This is a genomic window from Tolypothrix sp. FACHB-123 (assembly GCF_014697075.1).
Taxonomy (GTDB): domain Bacteria; phylum Cyanobacteriota; class Cyanobacteriia; order Cyanobacteriales; family Nostocaceae; genus Aulosira.
Genome location: NZ_JACJRE010000091.1, coordinates 1 through 23,018, shown reverse-complemented (window position 1 = coordinate 23,018; position 23,018 = coordinate 1). Strand labels below are relative to the sequence as shown.

5 protein-coding genes and 1 pseudogene are annotated in these 23,018 nt (G+C 38.0%); 4 read left to right on the top strand and 2 right to left on the bottom strand.

The window, feature by feature from the left end:
* Nucleotides 1–497, bottom strand: a pseudogene (locus tag H6G41_RS31825) (PQQ-dependent sugar dehydrogenase); the annotation flags it as partial.
* A 393-nt stretch (nucleotides 498–890) separates the two neighbouring features.
* Between H6G41_RS31825 and H6G41_RS31820 the strand changes: the two are divergent.
* Together H6G41_RS31820 and H6G41_RS35940 are read left to right on the top strand one after the other, a co-directional pair.
* Nucleotides 891–1,772 (top strand): universal stress protein, encoded by an 882-nt coding sequence (locus tag H6G41_RS31820; RefSeq protein WP_190752094.1) that lies wholly within the window; start codon nucleotides 891–893, stop codon nucleotides 1,770–1,772.
* 182 nt (nucleotides 1,773–1,954) lie between these two features.
* On the top strand, nucleotides 1,955–2,077 hold the full coding sequence (locus H6G41_RS35940; protein WP_277878218.1) for a hypothetical protein: 123 nt from the start codon (nucleotides 1,955–1,957) through the stop codon (nucleotides 2,075–2,077).
* 214 nt (nucleotides 2,078–2,291) lie between these two features.
* Here H6G41_RS35940 and H6G41_RS31815 read toward each other — a convergent pair whose 3' ends face one another.
* Entirely contained in the window at nucleotides 2,292–2,870 is a 579-nt protein-coding gene (locus H6G41_RS31815) for a Uma2 family endonuclease (RefSeq protein WP_190752093.1), read from the bottom strand.
* Nucleotides 2,871–3,617: 747 nt separating this feature from the next.
* On the opposite strand from H6G41_RS31815, the gene H6G41_RS31810 reads away from it, so the two are divergent.
* Together H6G41_RS31810 and H6G41_RS31805 are read left to right on the top strand one after the other, a co-directional pair.
* The gene (locus tag H6G41_RS31810) at nucleotides 3,618–9,890 is read left to right on the top strand and encodes a DUF4347 domain-containing protein (protein WP_190752092.1); all 6,273 of its coding nucleotides are present in this window, start codon (nucleotides 3,618–3,620) and stop codon (nucleotides 9,888–9,890) included.
* A gap of 286 nt (nucleotides 9,891–10,176) precedes the next feature.
* Nucleotides 10,177–23,018, top strand: a 12,842-nt coding sequence (locus H6G41_RS31805) for a DUF4347 domain-containing protein (RefSeq protein WP_190752090.1), incomplete at its 3' end; no start/stop codon positions are given.

The window sequence follows — 23,018 nt, the reverse complement described above, 5'->3', positions numbered from 1 at the left end:
TGAGATAATCGCCAGCGTTCAACACGATTCACCTGTGACCCATTTCTATCGGCGGTGTAGTACAAATAGAAAAATCTGTTCTCAGCAAAATTGGGATGAGTTGCAATTCCCAGTAACCCATCTTCACCAGTCTAGGTGACTTTGATAGTAGCTACTGGTTTAGGAATCAGTTTACCACCCCGCACAAGGCGAACTCTTCCCGGTCTTTCCGTAACTAACATATCTTGATTGGGTAAAAAAGCAATTCCCCAAGGAACTTCTAAACCTGTTACAACTTCTTCTGCCTTTAGCTTTACCTGTCCCTGGGAACCGAAGCCACTATCTACTAGAGTGCAGGTTTGATTGTTAGTTCCAGTTTGTTGGCTAACTGGTTGGGCTGTTTGTGCTTCCTGATTATTATTATTTGCAGACTCAGTTGTAGGTAAGTTACAAGCTGAAAGTCCTAATAAGACCATGCCGAAAATTAATTTTCTTGTAAGAGTATTTGTCAATTTCATAATTTATTTTCTGCCAAAAATCGCCCTTTACATGGTTGAGAAAATTGTTAATTAATTAATTAATTAATTAATTAATTGAATTGAATTGAATTGAGTTTATAATTCGTTGTGAATTTAATATTAATTATAATTAACAAATTTAATTTTTCGCCACGCCACAATTAACACCATGATATATAGTTTGTCTGTAGATAAATTTTCTTACATCTATCCGCAGACCGAATTAGAAAAATTTGAGTATAATATTCCTGAACAATATTTTGAGTATGAGCGATAAATATGAAGAGAAAGTGACTGCTTTATCCGGCAATGAAATATGCTGTTATTCAAGCAAACTTGATATAGGTTGTGGATTAAATTAACAAATTTCGCAGTTTATTTAATTGGTGATTTATGTTTCAAAGAGTTTTGATTTGCACAGATTTTGCCGATGGTTTACAGCGTCTCACAAATTTTGTTTCTAGTCTGGCGCTGGCTGGAATGAAACAAATTGTGTTTCTACACGTTGTTCCATTGTGGGAGAAAGGGATTATTCCCCAAGTCGATACAGAGAAAATAGAACAAGCCCAAACCCAATTAGCAGAAACCCTTGATGCCGGTTCGACTGATGTCGAAGTTAACATAGAAGTTCAATCAGGTAAGCCTGTTGATATCATTCTCAAAGTTGCCCAAAGCTATCAATCTCAATTGATTATACTGGGTTCTCAAAGTCGCAACTTACTCACAGAAAAATTAGTGGGTAGTACAATGGCTGATTTATCTCACAAAACAACTATTCCGCTTTTGGTACTGCGTCCGCAGTTAATTTCTACTTATACTGCTGAAGAATTAAAACTCCGTTGTCAGCACCTTTTCCGCTCTTTACTAGTTCCCTATAATGGGACTCCAGCAGCGAATTATCTGGTGCAACAGGTGAAGCAATTAGCGCAACAACAATCCGAGCTATATATCCGAGATTGTACCCTATGTTGGGTATTAGAAGAAGCTCGCCGTCGAGAGTTACCCCAAAAAATTTCACCCCAGCAGGCGCAAGAAAGCTTATCTAAAATCAAAGCTGATTTGCAGGAGGTAAATTTACAAGTGGAGACAGAAGTTCGCCAAGGATACTCTATCAACCAGATTTTAGAGGCAGCAACAATGGTTGATATTAGCGCGATCGCACTTTCTTCAGCAACAATCGGTACAGTCCAAGAATGGCTAGTTTCCAGCTTTGCAGCAGAATTACTGCGCTATAGCTGGTATCCCGTACTCTTTTTTCCACCCCAACGGCGCTAAACCTGATATCGATACCAGAAAAAAGATAAACGCAATTTAGGGTAACCTGATTTTGCCGCGTTATGCGATCGCTACTTCTTAGAAGCTTTTACTATCAAATAAATAAAGATACGTTGAGGACATAAGCTTGGAAACTTCCAAATAAAAAATATCGGCGTTGCTGAATGAAGGGATGAATCGATATGTTACAGGGATGCGTTTATACGCCTTCGGGGAATGTAGTGGGGATTGGGGAAATCACGGAGAGGTATCCTAATTGTGGGCTTGGTTTGCGAGTCTCAGGCGATCGCATCAAAAATGACTAGCGAAACACATTACCCACCATCCCTTTTTAGCGACGCGATACATCGCCTATTACAAAAAAAGCAGCATTATCTCAGTTGCGATCGCACATTTGATAAACTGGTTTTGATAATGGCGTACACCTAAGGGCGATAGCGTTGGCGCAGCTTTAAATTTTGGATTTTGAATATTCAATCCAAAATTTAAAATCTAAAATCTAAAATTCGGTCAAAAACTCTATTCTGCTTCTGCTCCCAATACAACCCCTTCATAGAGATGTGCGATCGCACATTCAAATTCGATGCTGGATAGGGTAATAATATCTCCCTCAGTATAGGGATAGTAAAGCCACATTCGTCCTTCTCCCCGACAGTAGCGTTCAACGGAGATTTTTTCTGAATCTATCAATAAATATTCTTGTAAAGAAGGAATTTGGAGGTAATTAGTAAATTTTTCGCCCCTATCTTTGCTGCTTGTACCAGGAGAGAGAACTTCGGCAATTATTTTTGGGTTTTGAATAAATTTCCGAGCATTGATGTCTTGAGGATCGCAACTGACGATAACATCAGGATAATAGTAAGCACTTGTAGGCGTAACTTGCACTTTCACATCCGAAACATTGACTCGGCAACCTCTAGCACGTAAATGTGGGCGTAAGGCTGTGTATAAATTAAGTGCAATGTCATTATGGGGAATTGTACCACCTGTCATGCCAAAAACTTCGCCGTTAACATATTCGTAGCGAAGGTCTTGCAGGGGTTCCCATGCAAAATATTCCTCGATGGTCATTTTTTGCGGTTCTTGGGAGGCTACCATAGCAAGATTTTTCCAGTTTGTTTTGATTTTAGCTTGGAGATGAGGGAGACAATGCTATCGATATTTCTGAAGTTTGTCCCTATAAAACTTATAGGTCATAAAGATACAAAAATTTATGCATTGAGGACAGTCCATTGCAAACCATTTTCAGTTCACCTTTTCCATATTTTGTGAAAAGTCAGTTCGGTAACTTATTATTCAGTGAATATACAGAAGTAAAATTGTTTTTTTCTCTCTACAATCAATCTTGTATGTTGGTATAGAATTGGCATAAATATCCCTAGTTAATAAAAAGAGTTGGTATTGCTGATTGATAGGATGATTTTTGTTTCACGCATACCGTTAAAGCAGAACCGCTTGCGGTAAATGCAAAGGCGCAAAGAATCTACTTTCAGCTTTGTCTAAAACTCTAAATTCATGCTGCAAATCTGCAACGCCAGAGAGTTATTTGAGTTGCGCTTCTACCTAACCCTGTTTTATCACTTTCGGAAAATAATAATCGAACCCAAATTTTGAGACTTTGATTAAATCAAGGTTTGAAGCTTTATTTTCTCACAAAAACTAAAATTTATAGGCAAAAAGTGTAAATTTTAGCCCCCTAAATGTTTGAGCGATTTAATGATCCCAAATTGACAAAAGCGGGCTAATTATTTCGTTAAATATATTTACAGAGTGTTTTCTACTTTTCGGAAAGCAATAATTTTGCCATTAATTAACTAGTAAAAATCTCTAAATAATTACAATTCAATGATTTATTCATCTCAACAAAAATCTGCTAATTCCAACAAAATTACCTTATTATTTATTGATACAAAGGTTGAAGCTTGCCACAGTTTTATTCGTGGTATTAAATCAGGTGTAGAACCCTTTCTTCTACATCAACAAGAAGATGGAATAAAGCAAATTACTGAAGTTATATCTCGATACAAAAATGTAGACAGTATTCATATAGTTTCTCACGGTGACCCTGGAACCCTTTATCTAGGCAATAATAAATTAAGTATTGATACCCTTAAAAACTATGCTGGGGAACTGCAAACCTGGTTTAATTCCATATCTGATGATATAACCCCTGCACTTGTTCTCTACGGTTGTAATGTAGCCGCAGGAGATGCAGGAAGTGAGTTTCTAGAAAAGCTGCACCAACTAACTCAAGCCACCGTCTACGCTTCTAAAACTCTTGTAGGTAATTCTCATAGAGGTGGCAGTTGGAACTTGGAAGCTTCTAGTGGTAAAGTACAAGACTCGTTATCTTTAGCATTTAAACCCCAGGTGTTAGAAACATATAGCGGTGTTTTGGCAACTGGGACTGATGGTAATTACACATTTTATGATTCCCAGGAAGGTAATAAAGGTACAGTTGCTTTCACTGATATCACTGGTTCTAGTAATAACATTGGAAAAACAGAATTAGACTGGCAAGAAAAAGATATTTATCTGGGCTTTCAATTCACATTCTATGACCAAATTTTTGACAAAATTACTGTCTTAGACAATGGGTACATGACATTTGTTTCCACAAATCCTGTCAATAGTCAAAATGGAAATCTTCCTAGGAATGGACAAACTTATAGTATTTTCCCATATTGGGATAATTTTGAGGCAAAAGAAGTTTTTTATAAACAAGAGAATAACCGCTTCATAGTCCAGTGGAATAAAGTTAAACATTCCGATAACGATGAAAATTCTCCTGAAAATGCTACTTTTCAAGTTATTCTGTATAAAGACAGCAACAACATCGAATTCGTTTATAAAGATGTAGACCTCGGCAATGATGAACTAAACAATGGCGCATCAGCTACCATTGGAATTAACAAAAACGATCAAGTCGCCCTTAAGTATTTATATGACGGTACAGCAAGTCCTGGTAATCCCAGAACTTTAGCTGGTGTTACATCCATTCGGTTTGTAACTGAACCTAAGTTAGTTAACAGCAAAATTACGTTGAAGGAAAACGACTCCACACTTCCTGGAACGGAAAAAATCATCACACTCACCCAAGATAACTTTCTGGCTCAAGATGTTGATAACACTAGCACACCAGCTAACATCAAATTTCAGATTGCTAATCTTCAGTATGGAGAGTTTTGGCTAAATGGTAATTCTGTAACTGAATTTACTCAGAACGATATTAATAACGGTAAAGTTACATTTATTCATAACCGTGGTGAAAATCCTCCATCCTTTGATGTTGTAGTTACTGATGGTTACAATTCAACTTCTCCTAAGTCTGTAAACATCAATTCTGGTATTAGCTTTAGTAATATTAACGATACTCCCCAACTATCTGGGTTAGCATCTGAAGTTACCTTATTAGAAAATACTCTCAACCAAGCTGCGGATACTATCTATAAAAACAGCACCATTACCCTTACTGATGATGATTCTTCACAGTTTAATGGTGGGAATCTGACAGTTGCTTATAATGGTACTTCAGAAGTTACAGACAAACTTGCTATTGGAAGTAATGCTAATATCAGCCTCAGTGGTAATATTGTTAAGTATAACGGCACAGATATTGGTACGATTGATGGCACAAAGAATGGTAGCAATGGTAAGGATTTAGTCGTTAATTTTATTAACACTAATGCTACTTTAGCAGCAGTAAAAGCTCTCATTGCCAGCCTCACCTATCAGACTACTTCTGATACACCCAAGGCTAGTCGCACCATTACTGTTACAGTCAATGATAATGGTAGCCCAAACGACCCTACACCCAAAACCAGCACCGCAGTTACTACGGAAATTAAGGTTACGGCTGAAAATGACTCACCTGTTAATAGCATTCCCCAACCGATAACTATTGATGAAGACACTCCCTTCACCTTTAGCAACAATCAAATCTCCCTGAGTGACCCTGATGCTGGTAATGTTCCTGTACAACTTAAGCTAACGGCTAACAATGGCACTCTCAAATTCAATGGCAATACTACGGGGTTAACCTTTTCTGATGATAACGGTACAGACGGCACTCTGCAATTAACAGGTAGCATTGCAGATATCAATAGCGCCTTAAATGGTCTGACCTTTACACCTAATGCTGACTTTAATAATAATTTGGGTAGTGCTTACCTGAAGATCCAAACGGATGACACAGGTATTAATCAAGGTATTGGTGGTAATCTAATTGATGATAACGATACCATACAAATAAGTGTTACGCCAGTCAACGATGCACCTGTAAATACTGTTCCTAATTCTCAAGTTGTTAATGAAGACACAGAAATTAACATCACAGGTCTGAGTATTAAAGATGTTGATGTTAATGAAAACGGTAGCAGTAATTTACAAGTTACCCTGGCTGTTACTAAAGGTTTACTCAAGCTCCAGAGTACATCTGGCATTACCTTTGCTAATGGTAATAATAATGGCAATGCTGCAATTAGCTTTACAGGTACATTAGATGCAATTAATGCCGTTTTAGCAGCAGGTGTAATTTATCAGGGTAGTCAAAATTTTAACGGTAATGACATCCTAACTATTACTACCAATGACCTTGGTAATACTGGTAAAAGCACCCCATTGCAAGATGTTGATACAGTCGCCATTACTGTTAATGTAGTCAATGATACACCAGTAAATACTTTTCCTGGCGCTCAACAAGCAGTTGATGAAGATACCCAATTAATCTTTAATGCTGCTAACAATAATAGGCTTAGTATTAGTGATGTTGACTTTGATCCTAATATCAACAACCAACCATTTATTAATCAAGTAAAAGTCACTCTTCAGGTTAGTAAAGGTACTCTCAAATTAGGTTCAATAGCCAATAATTTAGCAGTTGAAAACAATGAGACTGCCACCGTAACTATCACGGGTGCAGTTGCAGATATTAACAATGCTTTAGATAATTTAATTTATCAAGGTATTGTCAATTACAATGGCTTAGATACCCTGACCATTACTACTAATGATTTAGGTCATTCTGGTTCTGGTGGTGTTAAAGAAAAGGTTGATACCGTTGCTATTAAAATCAACCCAATCAACGATCCTCCTGTTAATGCAGATGTACCTACTCGTCAAACTATTGATGAAGATACAGAATTAGTCTTTAATGTAGCAAACAATAATTTCATCAGTATTTCTGATATTGATGTTGATAATGAATTAAATTTTCAACCTGTTGATGAGGTACAAGTAACCCTTTCAGTTAACAGGGGTAAACTAACTCTAAGTACAACCACTAATTTAATAGTTGAAAAAAATCAAACTGCTAATGTAATTGTTAAGGGTAAGGTAGCAGATATTAACATCGCTTTGAGTGGTCTGCGTTATTTAGGTAATGACAATTACAACGGTGAAGATACTCTAAAGATAGAGATTAATGACTTAAATAATGGTTCCGTTCTGGGTGAAAGATTTGCAACTGCTGAAGTCCCAATCGCAGTTAATGCAGTTAATGACATACCTGTCAACAACTTACCCACAACAGTAGAAGTTAACGAAGATGAAAATCTCATCTTTAGTAGCATCAATGGTAATGCAATTAGTATTAAGGATGTTGATGTTCTTCCAGACATAAACATCCAACCTTTTATCGATCGGCAACTTGTTACTCTTACTGTTACCAAAGGCAAACTGACTCTAGGCTCAACTGCTAATTTATCAGAGCTTACAGGTAATGGTACTAATACAATTAGCTTCAAAGGTACAGTAGCAGATATCAACCAAGGGTTAGAGGGATTAAATTATTTAGCTAATGTCAACTATAACGGTGATGATACTCTTACTATTACCACCAATGATTTAGGTAATTCAGGTAAAGGAGAAGCATTACAAGATACAGATAGCATCGCTATTAAGGTTAAACCTGTCAATGATGCGCCTATCAATAGCGTACCCCAAGCCCAAGAGGTAGATGAAGACGAAAAATTATTCTTCAACAACAAAAATGCTAATGTCCTGAGTTTGAGTGATGTTGATGTTGATGAAGGTACAGGAGAAGTCAAAGTCACCCTTGCAGTTAACAACGGTACTTTAACTTTAGGTAAACAGGATGGATTAACCTTTGGTACTGGAGATGGTGTTGCAGATGCAACGATGACTTTCACAGGTAAAGTAGCAAATGTCAACCAAGCTCTGCAAGGGATGTTCTATCTTGGTAATAAGGATTTTCACGGTGCTGAAACCCTCACATTTACTACTGATGACCTAAGTAACTTTGGGAAGGTTACTCAAATTGATCAGGATACCATTAACATCACTGTCATTCCCGATCCAGATGCTGATGGTATTAATAATCCCACTGAAATTAAAGTAGCAAAAGACCTCAAGCAATTATTTCCTACTAATGTTCTTATACAAAGTTTAAGTGACAGGGCAGTTAATAACGCTGATATTGTTGCCTTATTTGGTATTAATCACACAACTCAACCGATTATTATTGCGATTAAGGATGAAGATCAAAAAGAATTAAGCGGTGAGAGCAAAAATCCGGGTTTAGTCATTCATCATGTTGAAACTGAAAACCTCAAGGAAACTATTAACGATCCCCTTGCTGCTTTTGATAGTAAGGATCTGAAAAAATCTGCATTAAAGGGTATAGCACCAATCCTCGATGTGCTTAATTTTGAGGTAAAACCAGAACCAGAATTCATAGATGTCGCATTACAAAAACAAATTGCTGACAAGCTGAAACAAAAACCAATCCGTATAGAAGTTAAGTTACCTGATAGTGAAACAGATACTGCTGTTAGTACAATTTTATTGCGTCGAGCTGATGGTACTTTAGTTGACTTCCGACGACAGTTGAACCCACTGTTCGGTAAAATCGATGAGGAACTGCTTACTGGTGTGATACTTCAGGATCGTAACCTTAACGGTAAAGCAGACTGGGCAGTAATATCTTTACAAGATGGAGAATGGGGGGATTTAGACGATGCAGCTAACGGGACAATTTCTCAGTCTTTAGTAGCAGTAAACTGGAATTTAAGCACAAGTCGCTTAGAAGTTCGTTCGAGCCAAGATGGGTTAAACTTCTATGGAAACCGCAGCCACGTTCAGTTCACCCTCAACCGCTTCCGGGGGGACAATGCTTCTGAAATTGGGATGGCGCGTGTCCGTTTTGGGAATGATGGGCAAATTGTTGAGGTAAATGGTAAAGTTGTCAATTCCCTTGATGAAGCTAAACAAGTGATTATTCAACGGGGAGAGACTCTGTTTAGCTCTTTGAAAGATAAACGCAATCCCAACTTTGGCGCTCAAAATTGCACTGTCGCCTTTGAACAAGGGGAACAAGCAGTTTTCTTTGTCATTCAAGGCGGTACAAAGGATGAATTGCTATTTAATGGTTTAAACTCTAAACCCGTGCAGTTTTCTCTTTCTAGTCTGAATGGCGGAACCACAATCTTCCAAGCTAGTGGAGATGCAAGCGGACAAACTGCTAACTTCTCTTTAGCCGGGTTATTTGATATCAATGCTAAAATTCTCACTCCAGAGCAAGTAAAAGCGCAATTAGGAATACTTGCAGTCGATTCAAGTCAGTTTATAGTGAATAGGGCTAGCGAATTAATCGACCTCAATTCCTCTGCTGCATTTGATAATCAGCAAGTTACTTTAAAATTCTCCCTGCAGCGAGAAGCCACAAATAACAACTCCGTTTATTTCTACCGTGTTGATGATACTCAAGGCTCAATTAAAGACCCACTTACTGGTATGTTAATTGACCCAACATCTCAACTTAGTGCTGAACAGCAAAAGCGTTATTTACAATTAGCAACTAGCGATCGCTTAGTTCAAGGTGTTCAATTTCAAACTGGTAATTTCACTAATACAGAGGCTTCTGTGACCCTGAATGGCGGTGCATACTATTTGCCGTTCATGGTTGCTAATGGCACTTTATCAGAAATTGGTAACGATTTTAGCCGTGTCTTGACATCGTATATGAGTATAAACAGCGATCGCGTCGATCATGTACGCAGTTTAGGTAATGGGATGTTTGGCTTTGAGGACATAATTGGCGGTGGCGATTTTGACTACAACGACATGATTCTTTCTATTACCCAAGTCCAAGCTGTTTAGGAGTTATACCAACACATTAGTGAAAAGTAAAAAGTAAAAATTACTGATTACTTTTCACTGATTATTAATTTTTTATTTTGCTAGGCCATGGTCGGTTTCTGGTCAAATTCATTGCTTAATCTGCTTATACCAATCCAAATCCAGAAACCCTTACAAAATATGCATTTCTTAATTTTGAATTTTGAATTTTGAATTGGTATGACTAGTCCCATTACTCAAAAAAAGTGCAACTACCAACAATTATCAATAGTCAAATTGCCATTATATTAAGGTAAATAAGAATAAGATGTTTAACGACAATCTCCCGAATGAATCAACTCCTTTTGCTCCCGTCAGCGATTTGAATCATAATCTTAATTCTTATGGTTTAGACCTCAATCAGCCCCTTAGCCAAGCCATTCCTTACCTAAATATAGAATTAGCACCAAAATGGGATATCAAAGCGTCGTTATTTGATTATAACTTGGCTCAAAATTCGGTTTTATATCCTGATATCAATAAGCAGATTATCACTGGATTAGAAACCACTAGCTATCCAGATAGTTTATTGAATTCTGGAGTCAAAGAGATAGCTTTTGTTGATAGCAAATTAGATAATTATCAAAGTTTAATCCCGGGTTTATCTGAGCAAGCTCAGGTATTTGTATTAGATAGTAATCGTAATGAAATTCAACAAATAAGTCAAGTTTTAGGCAATTATCAAAATCTTGATGCCGTGCATTTATTTAGTCACGGTTTTGCGGGTGGAGTCCAATTAGGCAATACCAGTTTAAATTTAGGCAACTTAAATAATTATAGTAATGATTTTAGTATTTGGGGACAATCTTTAATTCCTACAGGTGATTTTTTATTATATGGTTGTAATGTCGCTGAAGGTATTCAAGGGCAAAACTTTGTGCAGCAGTTAAGTCAATTAACAAGTGCTGATATTGCTGCTTCTACCAATTTAACAGGTAACAATAATTTAGGAGGTGATTGGCAGTTAGAATATCAAACTAGCAAGATAGAAACAAGGAGTTTTAATGATATTACTTATCGTCATGTTTTAGGTGATATTTCCTTGACTAATGGTGAGTTAGTTTTACAGGAAGGTACTTATGACGTTGAAAATGTTGATGTTTCTGTTAACGGTAGCAATCAACTTGTAATTAAAGATACTGAAGAACAAATTAAAATAAATGGTAGTGGTATAACACAAGTTGATAATAATACCGTCACAGTTGATATTAACTCCATTAACAAATTTAAAATTATTACAGATAAAGATCCCTTAGATGGCGATCGCATTAACATTGACTTGAGTGGTTTAACTACTCCTCATAAATTTGATTTAGAAATTAAAGGCGATCGCTATGATGATGCTGTCACCTTTACGGGTAATGCTTCTACCTTTGGTGGTCAAATTGATATTGATATTAGAGAGATATATTTAAATGAAGGCGTAGTAATTTCGACTCGTCAAACTAACGGCAATTCAGGCAATATTCTCCTCAAAGGTAAAGAAATCTATATTAAAGATAATGCACAATTATTAGCAGATGTCTCTAGTGGTAGTTATCAAGCTGGAGATATTAATATTGAAGCGACTAAATTCTGGATTCCTAGCAGCGATCCGGCGGCATTTTTAACTGATTTAGGTTTATTTGGTAGTTTTGATGATTCCCGGATTATTGTGGGAAAAACCACAATTTTTAAAGGCAATAATATTAATTTTACTACCGATACAGGTGGCACAACTGAACAGGCAAATTTAGTTCAGGAATTTACAGCATCAGGGCTGAGAACCTTAGTAGATTTGATTGTCGGTATCCCTGTAATGCTCAAAGTCAAAAAAGCTGAATCCATTATCAATATTGGTGATAACTCCCAAATTATTGGTAGCGGCAATATTAACTTAGAATCCTATGCTAATGCAGACATTGATATTGCAGTAGTAGGAGGAGATTCTGAATCGGATCTTGGTCAATCTAATGATTCATTTTTGAAAAAATTTAGTTTTGGGTTAGGTGTTGGTATTACGAAAGCTGAAACTACTATCGGTGGAAATGTGATGATTAATGCTAATAAAAATGTTAGCATTTTATCTGATGCTTTTACAAATTCAAGTGTGGATAGTCGCACTAGCCAAAACTTAGGAATTAAACCTACAAGTAAAGATAATAAAGCATTAGCATTTGGTATTTCTTACTCAGAAGCTAACTCCTACACTAATGTTGCTCAAGGTGCAATAATTACTGCTGGTAGGAATGCCAACGTTTTAGCAATAGGTGAAAATTACAATAAATCAGCAGGAAGAGCTTATATTTATCAAGATGGAACAGCAGGTATAGCATTAGGATTAGAAATTTCTCAATCTGATATTAGAACCGAAGTAAACGGCACAATTAACGCTGGCGGTGCTACAGGAGATATTATTGTTAATTTAGATGATAATAATCTGATTAATAATGTTACTAGTCAAATTCAATTAATATCACCTCATAACTTTAAAAATGGAGATGCAGTAGTTTATAAAAATGGAGATGCCGATGGTAAAATTGGTGGTAATGATTCCATCGGTGGCTTGATTCATCAACAAGTTTACTATGTAATTGTTGATAGTCCTAATCAAATTAAATTAGCAGAATCTAGAGCCAAAGCATTAGCTAAACAGGCTATAGCCATTGACAAAGATGATAAAACTGGAACAGGACATCATCTCCATGCTTTAAAAGGGTTGGGAAGTATAGGAATAGGTGTAAAATCTTATTTAGAAAGTAGAGATATTGTCCAAGCAGATTCAGGTATTTTTAATAATACAGCCCTCAATAAAATTATTAACTTTGATAGTTCTGCTATCTCTTCAGGGGTAAGAACCACTATAGGTGATAAATTAAAAAATACTAGTGAAGCTCAAGCTGCCCAAAATCAAAAAGATTTAGATGCCAAAGTTAAAGCTGGCGATAAAGTAGAAAAACCAACAAAAACTCAAAAACTTAGTCAAAAAGCTTTTCCTGGAACAGATAGTAATAGCACAGGTGAAAGTTCAAAATGGGGATTGGCAGGTTCTTTAGCGGTAACTATTGCTAATCATGATGTAACTACTAAAATTGGTGCAACGGCAAAATTAGAATCTAAACAAGATTTAGAAGTTAATAGTTTTCATCAATCTATCACCCAAATTGAAGCAATTACCGACTTGCAAAAAGTTTCTGATGCTGACAAAGCCAAAGGAGTAGAAGGGCCGTCTAAAGAAACTGCCATTAGTGCATCTGTTAGTGCTGGTTTTTATGATAGTGATGTGAAAACCGAAATAGCAGATGGTGCTAAACTGGATGCTAGTAGAAATTTAAACATTCAATCAAAAATAGTTTATCCTTTCGCTTGGGAAAATGCAGATTTAACAGACATTAGTGTTGCTAGCAGTGCATCAGAATTATCACAATGGTGGGATAATTTCATTACTCGCAAAGAAAATGTATTAGACAGTATTGATTCCACAGTCAGCGTCCAAGCTCCCCATAAAGCTAAACCCTGGAGTTCCTGGACAAAAAGTGCTTCTCAAGCCGAAAAGAAAGGATTTTCTGGTTCAATTAATGTTTTAAGTTTTAATAATACTAATCAAACGATAGTTGGCTCTGGGGTAGAAATTAACCAAAACCAGGCATATCGTAACCTGAATCAAGCTGTAAATATTCAAGCCAACACAGATATCACCTTAATCAATATCACTGGCGATCCCCTCAGTTTAACCAAATCTATAGGCGGAAAAGGCGTTGGCGGTTCAGTCTTTTTCTTATTAGCAGATAATACCACCGAAGCAATTGTCAAAGATGGGGCAAAAATTTACACAGGCTCTAATCAAAAATTTAGCCTCAAAGCCAATACGGATGTTTTCAGTACAGTAATGGCAATCTCCGGTGGTGCAGCCGAAGAATTTGGGATTGCGGGAACAGTAGTAGTAAATCTGCAATATAACCGTACTATTGCCCAATTAGGTAGTGGGGCAATTGTGACTGGTGGTGGGCTAGATATTATTGCTCAAGACGATACAGATCACTGGAATTTTGTCGGTGGCATAATTAGAGGTAATAACACTGGCATTGGTATGTCTGTTGGTGTTCACAATATTGGTAGAGAAGTAGAGGCTTTAATTGGTAATAGTAGCGATTTAGCGCCTGGTAGTAATACCAATATTGATGTTAATGGTGATATTAATGTCAAGGCTTTATCAGAAGGGAATATTTATACCCTGTCTTTAGCTGCTGCGGTAATTACACAACCCACTCCAGAAAAGCCCAGTCCGGGCCCGACTCCCGATGCTACCCCCGGAATGTCTGCTTCAGATCCTAGTGCAGAGGTTGATGATCCTGTTGATATTAACCTGATCAAAAAATCAACGGAAACAGGCAGCCCCACAGACGGGATTGAAAAACGCCCCGAAACCCCAGAAGCTACATCAAAAGGTACTGGGGGCGGTGAGAATGTGGCTAATGACCAGGGAAAACAAGGTAAGTCAGGGATTGGTATTTCTGGAGATGTATCAATTCATCTGGTTAACGATAAGGTCTTAGCTTATGTTAATGATAGTGGACAAATAAAAACTCTGGGTAATATCTCGATTACAGCCAATAATGATACTGATTTATATACAATTTCTGGTTCGGCTTCCTTTGTCAATAAACCAAATGCTTCTTCTACAGGAATTGCTGGTTCTGTAGCAGTTAATCTGATTTCTGGCGATACTAAAGCCTATATTGCCGGAAAAAACACGACCACAGGTGAGCAACTTACCTTGTCAGCTAATTCCCTGAGTTTGGAAGCAACTCGCACTGGCGATATTTTCTCAATTTCGGCGGGAGGTTCAGGTGCTTTAGGCTCAAAAGGAATTGCGATCGCGGGTTCAGTATCAGTAAATAATATTACTAATACCACCGAAAGCTACATTGACGGGGGTGTATTAGTTTTACTCACCGATTTGTTAATTAAAGCTAAGGATGAGTCAGATATTTTTGCGATCGCTGGTGCTGTAGCTTTTGGTGGTAGGGCTGGAGTCGGTGCGGCAATTGGCGTAAATATTATTAACAACAATACCAAAGCGACTCTCAAAAATTCTAGCCTCAATTACACTGGCAAACTTGATATCACTGCTGAAAATAACACTGAAATTCAGGCTTTAAGTGGGGCGATCGGTGCTTCTAGCGGTAATTTAGGCGGCGCAGGAACTGTTTCTGTCAATATTATTAATGGTGAAACTACTGCATTTATCAGTAATATTAATAGTCAGCAAGCACTCAGCGTAATTAATCTCAAAGCTAATAATAATGCCAAAATCCAATCTTTATCCGGTGCGGTAGGTGCATCTAAAGGTATGGGTTTTGGTGCGGCTATTGCCTATAACGGCATTAATGACAGTACTAGCGCTTATATTACAGGTTCAAACCTAGGGACTAATAGTAGCTTAACGATTGCGGCTAACTCTAATCGCACCATTCAAACTATATCTTTAGGACTGGCAGGTGGTAAAGATTTAGGTTTAGCTGGCTCGGTATCCGTTAATATCATTGATGGCTCCTTAGCAGCTTATATTGCTGATTCTACTGTGACAGCTAACGGTAAAGTAGAAGTAACAGCGATCGCTAGTGATGATATAGAAGCTCTCGCAGGTGCTGTAGGCATATCTTTAGGTAATGGTGGAGTTGGCGCAGGTATTAGTATTAATCAAATTAGTAATGGCAATCGCGCTTATATTACTGGTTCTACCATTACCTCTCAAAATGACCTGTCTTTAACAGCACAAACTAGTTCCGAAATTTCCACTATTAGCATAGGTGCTGCCGGCGGTAAAACCTTTGCTCTAGGGGGTTCTATTGCTGTAAATACCATTAAAAACATCAGTAAAGCTAGTATAGAAGCTAACTCTAATATTCAGGCTGCCAAGGTTAATCTTACAGGTAAAGATAACTCTACGATTGAATCTTTAGCTGGTGCAGTGGGTTTATCTACAGGTTCAGCCGCGATCGCCGCTTCGGTCGCGGTTAATTATATTAGTAATGAAGCTCAGGCATATATTGATCGCAGTACAGTTAAAGCTACAAGCAACGTTGGGTTGACTGCTGATGCTGCTGCTAGCATTAAATCTCTATCTGCTAGTGGTGCAGTGACAACAGGCTCGGGGGCGGTGTCCGGCTCTTTTTCCATTAACATTATTGGTGGTGCGACTAAAGCTTACATCGCCAATGGTGCAAATGTTACAGGCACAGGTATAAGTTTATCTGCCAATAATAACTCAAAAATTCAATCCCTAGCTGGCAACATAGCCGGAGCAGGTACAGCCGCAGTCGGTATTTCTTTAGCCGTCAACGATTTAGACAATGGTATTTCTGCTTACATTGATAACAGTAATGTCACTGCCATTAATAATCAAATTAGTTTAAGTGCTACCTCAACAGGTGATATTGCATCAGCGTCCGTAGGCGGTGCAGGAGCAGGAACAGCAGCCGTAGGTGGTTCAGTGTCGATTAATAATATTGATACCGCTACTAAAGCCTATGTTGCCAATAATAGTCAGGTTAATGCTGCTCAATTAATTAGTATTAAAGCCAATGATGACTCAGAAATCTCATCTATTGCTGGTCAAGTCGCAGTCGGGGGAACTGCTGGCATAGGTGCTTCGGTTTCCACTAATTATATCAGTAATGCGGTAAACGCTTATATTAGTGGTTCTCAAGTTACCTCCTTGAATAACGGTCTGACCATTCAAGCCGATATTTCCCCCACAGTTGAGAATATCACCGCAGGAGGCGCAGGAGGAGGAACTTTTGCTGTTGGTGGTTCTGTCACAGTTAATCATATTAGTACACAAGTTCTAGCTTATATCGGTAATAATTCCACCATTCAAACTCAACAAAATATCAATATTTTAGCTACCAATAATGCCACTATTCGGTCTTTAGCAGGTCAAATTAGTGGCGCAGGAACGGCAGCTATTGGCGCTGCTGTAGCTATCAATAATTCTAGTGGTTTAACCTCTGCTTATATTGCCAACAGTAATGTTTCTACAGGGGGAGCAATTAAAATTGCAGCCACAGGAACTAGCAAAATTGAAAGTTTATCGGCTGGTGCTTCTGTTTCTGGACAGGTGGCTTTAACTGGTTCAGTTTCAGTTAATAACATGACTGATACCATTACGGCTTATGCCATCAACGGTAGTCTTTCTGGTAATAGTCTAGAAATTTCTGCTCAAGATCACAGTACAATTAAATCCCTAGCTGGACAACTCAGCGTTAGTTTAGGTGGTAGCGTTGGGGCGGCTGTAGCTTATAACAATATTGGTAATACCGTTAGAGCCTATAGCCAAGATGCAACCATTAATACCACTGGTAATGTTCTGATCAATGCAAATAACCAAGGCACAATTGAAACAGTTGCTGTGGGTGGTTCTTTTGGACTATATGTTGGGTTAGCTGGTTCGGTTGCTGTGAATGAAATGAGCAATACCACTTTTGCCTATATTCAAGGTGGTAATGTCACAGCTAGTGGTAGTGTTGGTGTTTTGGCTAATTCCATTAATAGTATGACAACTGGCGGTGGTGCGATCAGTGGAGGTTTAGCTGGTGTGGGTGCAACCATAGTTGTTAATAACCTCAACAATACTACCCAAGCTTATCTTATTGCTGCTAATGTCAATGCCTTGGGTAATAATAGTTTGACTGTACCTTTAGCTGATGGTAGTGGTAATACTCAGGTAATGTCCGGTTTAGCTGTAATTGCTACCAGCAAAGAAAATCTGAATACCACAATTGGTACTGTATCCGCAGGTGGACTCGGTTTAGCCGGAAGTATTGCCGTTAATTCCTTTCAAGACAACACTCAAGCTTATATTAATGGCGGTAACATTAACAAAAATAACACGGGTGCAAATAGTCAACAAAGCGTTTTAGTTAAGGCTGCTAATGATAGTAATGTTGATATTAAGGCAGGTGCAGGCGCTTTTGGCGGTGCTGGAGTTGGTGCTACCATTGATGTCACAACAGTAAAAAATGGTACTTTTGCCTATATTAATAATGCCACAGTAAACACCCTCAAAGATATAGAAGTAGAAGCTAGAACCAAGAAAAATGTTAACTCCGTAGTTGTAGCTGCTGCTGGTGGTGTTGGACTAGGAATATCCGGTGCAATTTCTATTGTTAATGTGAGTGCGGGAATGTCAAGTGATGCCAATCAAGCCGCAAATAATACTAAATCTATAGTAGATGCTCGCTTAGTGGAAATGGACGGCATGGGTAAAGATAGTTCAGGTAATAGTAATATTAATACCAAGAAAGATATTACTAATGACCTGTCTACTATCCCGACGGGTATTCAAGGAACAACTGCTTTCATCGGTGGCACAATTAATGCAGGTGGCAATATTTATGTTTATAGCGATGAAACAACTAAACTTGGTGTGATTGCTGGTGCTGTAGCTTATGGTGGTTTCTTGGGTGCAGGTGGTTCTGTAGGTATTGCTAATGTCACCCATAATACCTCAGCTTACCTTGCTGCTAATGCGGTTTTAAGTGCAGGTGGTAATATTGGTGTTCAAGCAAATGGTTTAATTGATCAAAACAAAGTCCAGGCGATCGCAGGTACTGCTGGTTTAGTTGGTTTAGGCGCAGCAGTTGCTTATTTAACTTCCCACAATAATACTAATGCTTACATTGGTGCAGGGACAACTATTAACCAAGCTAATAATCTAAATGTGCTGGCTGGTTCATCTTCTAATTCTCAAGCAGAAGCTTGGGGTGCTTCTGCTGGTGCTGTTGCGGCGGGAGTAGTTATTGCTAATACGGAAGAAACTGGTACAACTCAAGCTTATCTCGGTAATAATGTCACGATTCAAAATACGAATAACTTAACTGTTAATGCTACCGCTAAGGAAGTTGTATCGGCGATCGCGCAAGCAGCTAGTGGCGGTATTGTTTCTGGTAATGGTTCAGTACCAGAAGCAAATATTTCACCAACCGTTAAAGCTTATATTGGCGATAATAGCAAGATTCAAGTTAATAATGATGTTCAAGTGATTTCTGATGCTACCGTTGATGGTGATGCGGAAGCTAAAGGTGTCAGCATTGGTGCATTAGCTGTAGGTGTTTCTCTGGCTGAAGTCAATGCGAAACCGAATATAGATACCTACATTGGTGCAGATGTTAACCTCAATGCTAATAATGTCACAGTTAAAAGTTTACTAGGTAAACCCTTAAGTTCTGGTGATAATAGTTTTAATCCTGCTAATACGGTTAATAATGGCTCAGATACAATTAATTTTGGTAAGGATCACGGTTTCCAAACAGGTGAGACGGTAGTTTATCTCAATGGTGGTGGTACTGATATCGGTGGTTTAACCAGTGGTTCGAGTTATCAAGTGATTAAAGTGGATAATCAAACTCTCAAATTAGGTAGTGAGTTTGACGCATCTCAAATTGATATTCCAGCCAATAAAATCACATTTAGTCGTAATCATGCTTTTACCAATGGACAAAAAGTTGTTTACGAAGCAGTAGGTGGTGCAGCTATTGGTGGTTTAACATCAGGCAATAGTTATTATGTTAAAGTCCTAGATAGCAAGACGATTAAATTAGTACCTGCTTGGCCTGATCCTTCCGTTACTCAAGGTACAACCCTGGCAAATATTGCTGCCAATCAAATTACGATTAATAGTCATGGTTTTAGTAATGGCGATCTAGTCACCTATCAAACTCGATCGGCACAGGTGGCGATCGTAAATACTATTCCTGCGGATGCTAAAGGTAAGGATAGTATTTTCAACTTAGAGGCTGATCTTACCAGTAGTGATACCTTTAATTCAGCTAAACACGGTTTTGATAATGGTGAAGAGATTGTTTACAGTACCACAGGCACAGCCATAGGTGGTTTAACTAGTGGACAAAAATATTTTGTCATTAAAGTAGATGACAATCACTTTAAACTCTCAGCTACTAAGAATGGTACTGCTATCAATCTTACCAGCGCTGCTCAAGCTAGTTTCCACAGTATTACCGCACTTAATGTTACCGGTTTAGAAACTGGAAAACCCTATTATGTGATTGGTGCGACTGCGAATAGTTTCCAACTAAGTGCAACTAAAGCAGGAGTAGCTTTAACCCTTGGTACAACTGGGTTAACGGGAACTGGTACAAATCACCTCTTTAGTAAAGATAGCGCTATTGACTTAACCAGTGCTTCTAGTGGACAACATAACCTCCATTTTGATTTAGATAATAGCACTGCCACCGGAGATAAACATTCCTTCTCTACTGGTGCGGTTGCTTCTGTACCCAGTCAAGGGGATAATCGGTTTTCTGTTTATGCTCAAGCTTCAGCAGGTGCTTTAATTGGTGGTACAGGTACAGAAGCAACCCTGAATATTACCCCAACGATGAACACCTATGTAGGCGATCGCACTTCGATTACAGCAAAGGGTAATGTTGCAGTCACAGGTTTAGCTAGTGTATCACTGACAGGTGGTACAGATGCAGATGTTGCTGGCGCGATCGCTGTTGGTGCTTCAGAAATTAATGTCACGATCGACAAAACTCATAACACCTATATTGGTACTTCTGCCAAGATTAAAGCTGATGGTAATATTCAAGTAACTAGCCAATCAGATCAAAATCTCACTATTAAGAGTTACGGTGGTGCCGGATCGGCTATTACCTTTGCTGATTCTGAAGCCCATGCTAATATTACTCACAATACGACAACTACCATTAAAGATAATGCTGAACTTATTTCTAACGATACGCTGTTATTAGGTTCATCTAGCAATACTGATACTAATGTTAAAGCAGCAGCCGATGGTGCTGGTATCTATGCGGATGCAGATGCAGATAGTAGTGTCAAATTTGATGGTAGCAATACTACTAATGTTAATGCTAATGTTCGTCTAGAAGGTCGTCATTTAAACGTTACAGCTATTGTTGATACTTTTAAAGTTGAATCTCGCGCTGAATCTGAAGGTGCTGGTTTAATTGGTAATATTGATGCCCATGCTAAGGTAGATATTACTGGATCTGATGCCGTCGTCAACATCGCTACAGGCGCTTATCTAAAGGGTGATGAAGTCAACCTCAATGCTGAGTATAAAAATGTAGTGAGTCGGGCGATCGCTGAAGCAGATTGTGATGGTTTAGGTGGTGATACCGATTCTGATGCGACTAATATTATGCCTCTAGTTGCTAAGGTTCAAACAGAGGTTGACTCTACCATTGAAGCAACTATTCTCAATGTTGAAAGTGATTTTGAAAGCTTCAATAAAACCACCAAAGCACATAGCGATTTAGCTTGGGAATTAGATTTAGGCTTATTTACAATTACAATGGACTTTGGTGAGGAAGACGACGACGACGAAGAATATACACCGACACCTTGGATTAATTTTAATTCTACTGTGATCATCAACCGACATGATGTTAATCCTATTCTCGTTATTGATTCTAACGGCAATATTATTCAGCAAAGCAACAATATAACTGCTAATATCACTGCTACAGAAGTAATTGTTGATGATGTAGAAAACATCCAAGTTGGCGGGATAAACTTTATTATTCCTCAACGTACAGATGAAATGTTTGATAACGGTAAGTTTACTGACAACGGTAAATATTCAGTAAATAATCCTGCTTACGATACAGTTCAAATCATTAATAATTCCAGCAAAGATTTAGTGATCAATGATATCTCAGTAATTAATATTGTCGGATTACCTGAGATTAAATACGATCAAGTCAACGTCAAAGAAGAAAATAAAAATATTGCTACTACCAATATTCCTCCAGAAGATCCTTTACCCGTTAACCCCACTGTTGTCACCATTGAAAATAACGGTAATTCTAACTTGGTTCTCCAAGGTATAATAGATAGTCCTCACGATCGCACTGACTTAGTTAGTACAGGTGGTATTATTGGTCGAGATGGACATAAAATTATTACCCGTGATTTAAGTTTGACGGCTGTTAATGGTAGTATTGGTACAGATAGCCAAAGAATTATTGCTCAACTGAATCAAGATTATCATCCGATTACTGATGATGTCCCATCTAGTCAGATTAATCTGCAAATAGAAGCACAAAATTCAGTTTTCCTCGACTTAACGGCAAAACAGTTAGATAGCAATCCTGTGACTGTTAATGTTGCCAAGATGACTGCTACTACAGGTGATATTAATTTGCTAATTAATCAAACTACTGATAGCACAACACCAGTTTCTGCAATTTACGAATTTACCAAGATTATTACCGGAAACGACATCATTATTGATGCAGGTATAACTAGCACTAATCTTCAAGGTAATACTGATTTTGTTGGTAATACTTCTTTCTTAGATCATCAAAATTTACTCGATATTGATGGTAATACAGGCAATATTAAGGGTACTCTTGATGTCGTCACAGGAGGTTATATTGAACTTACAGAAGTTGCTGGTGGTGTCAATATCAAACAACTTGTTAGCGACAAGGATTATATTCAGCTAACGGTTAATGAAAGTTCTAATTTGGATGAAAACCTGCTCTTAATTGATAACGCTAACATTAATGCAGCCAAAAATATCTCTTTCTTAGTTGGTGATAACTTCCAAATAAATACCACTGCTACAATCATCTCAGATCAAAAGGTAGTAATTAACGCAGATAAAAACAATCAAGATACCAACGGTAGTTTAGTTAATATTTTTGGTGCGATTTATTCTCAAGGGACAGAACTTTACACCGATAAAGATTCTGATATCTTTAATGTGCGGAGAATAGACAGTAAAACTTATCTCGGATCAAAATCAGGCGATGATGTTATTAATGTTGGTAGTAAATATCCAACTACTGGCGGACTTCTGGATAACATTGATGCTACCCTAACCATCAGTGGTGGTATAGGTAAGGATATCTTAAATGTAGATGATTCTGGAGATAGCAAAGATAATATCGCCATTGTCACAGACAACGAAATTCGCGGCTTGGGAATGGGTGGGAAAATTAACTACGGTAGCTTTGAGAAACTCAATCTGCAAACAGGTGATGGTGAGGATAACGTTTCTGTAGAAAGCACCCACAACGGTGAAACTAACCTGAATACTGCTGATGGTAATGACAACATTTATATCGAAAGTATTTA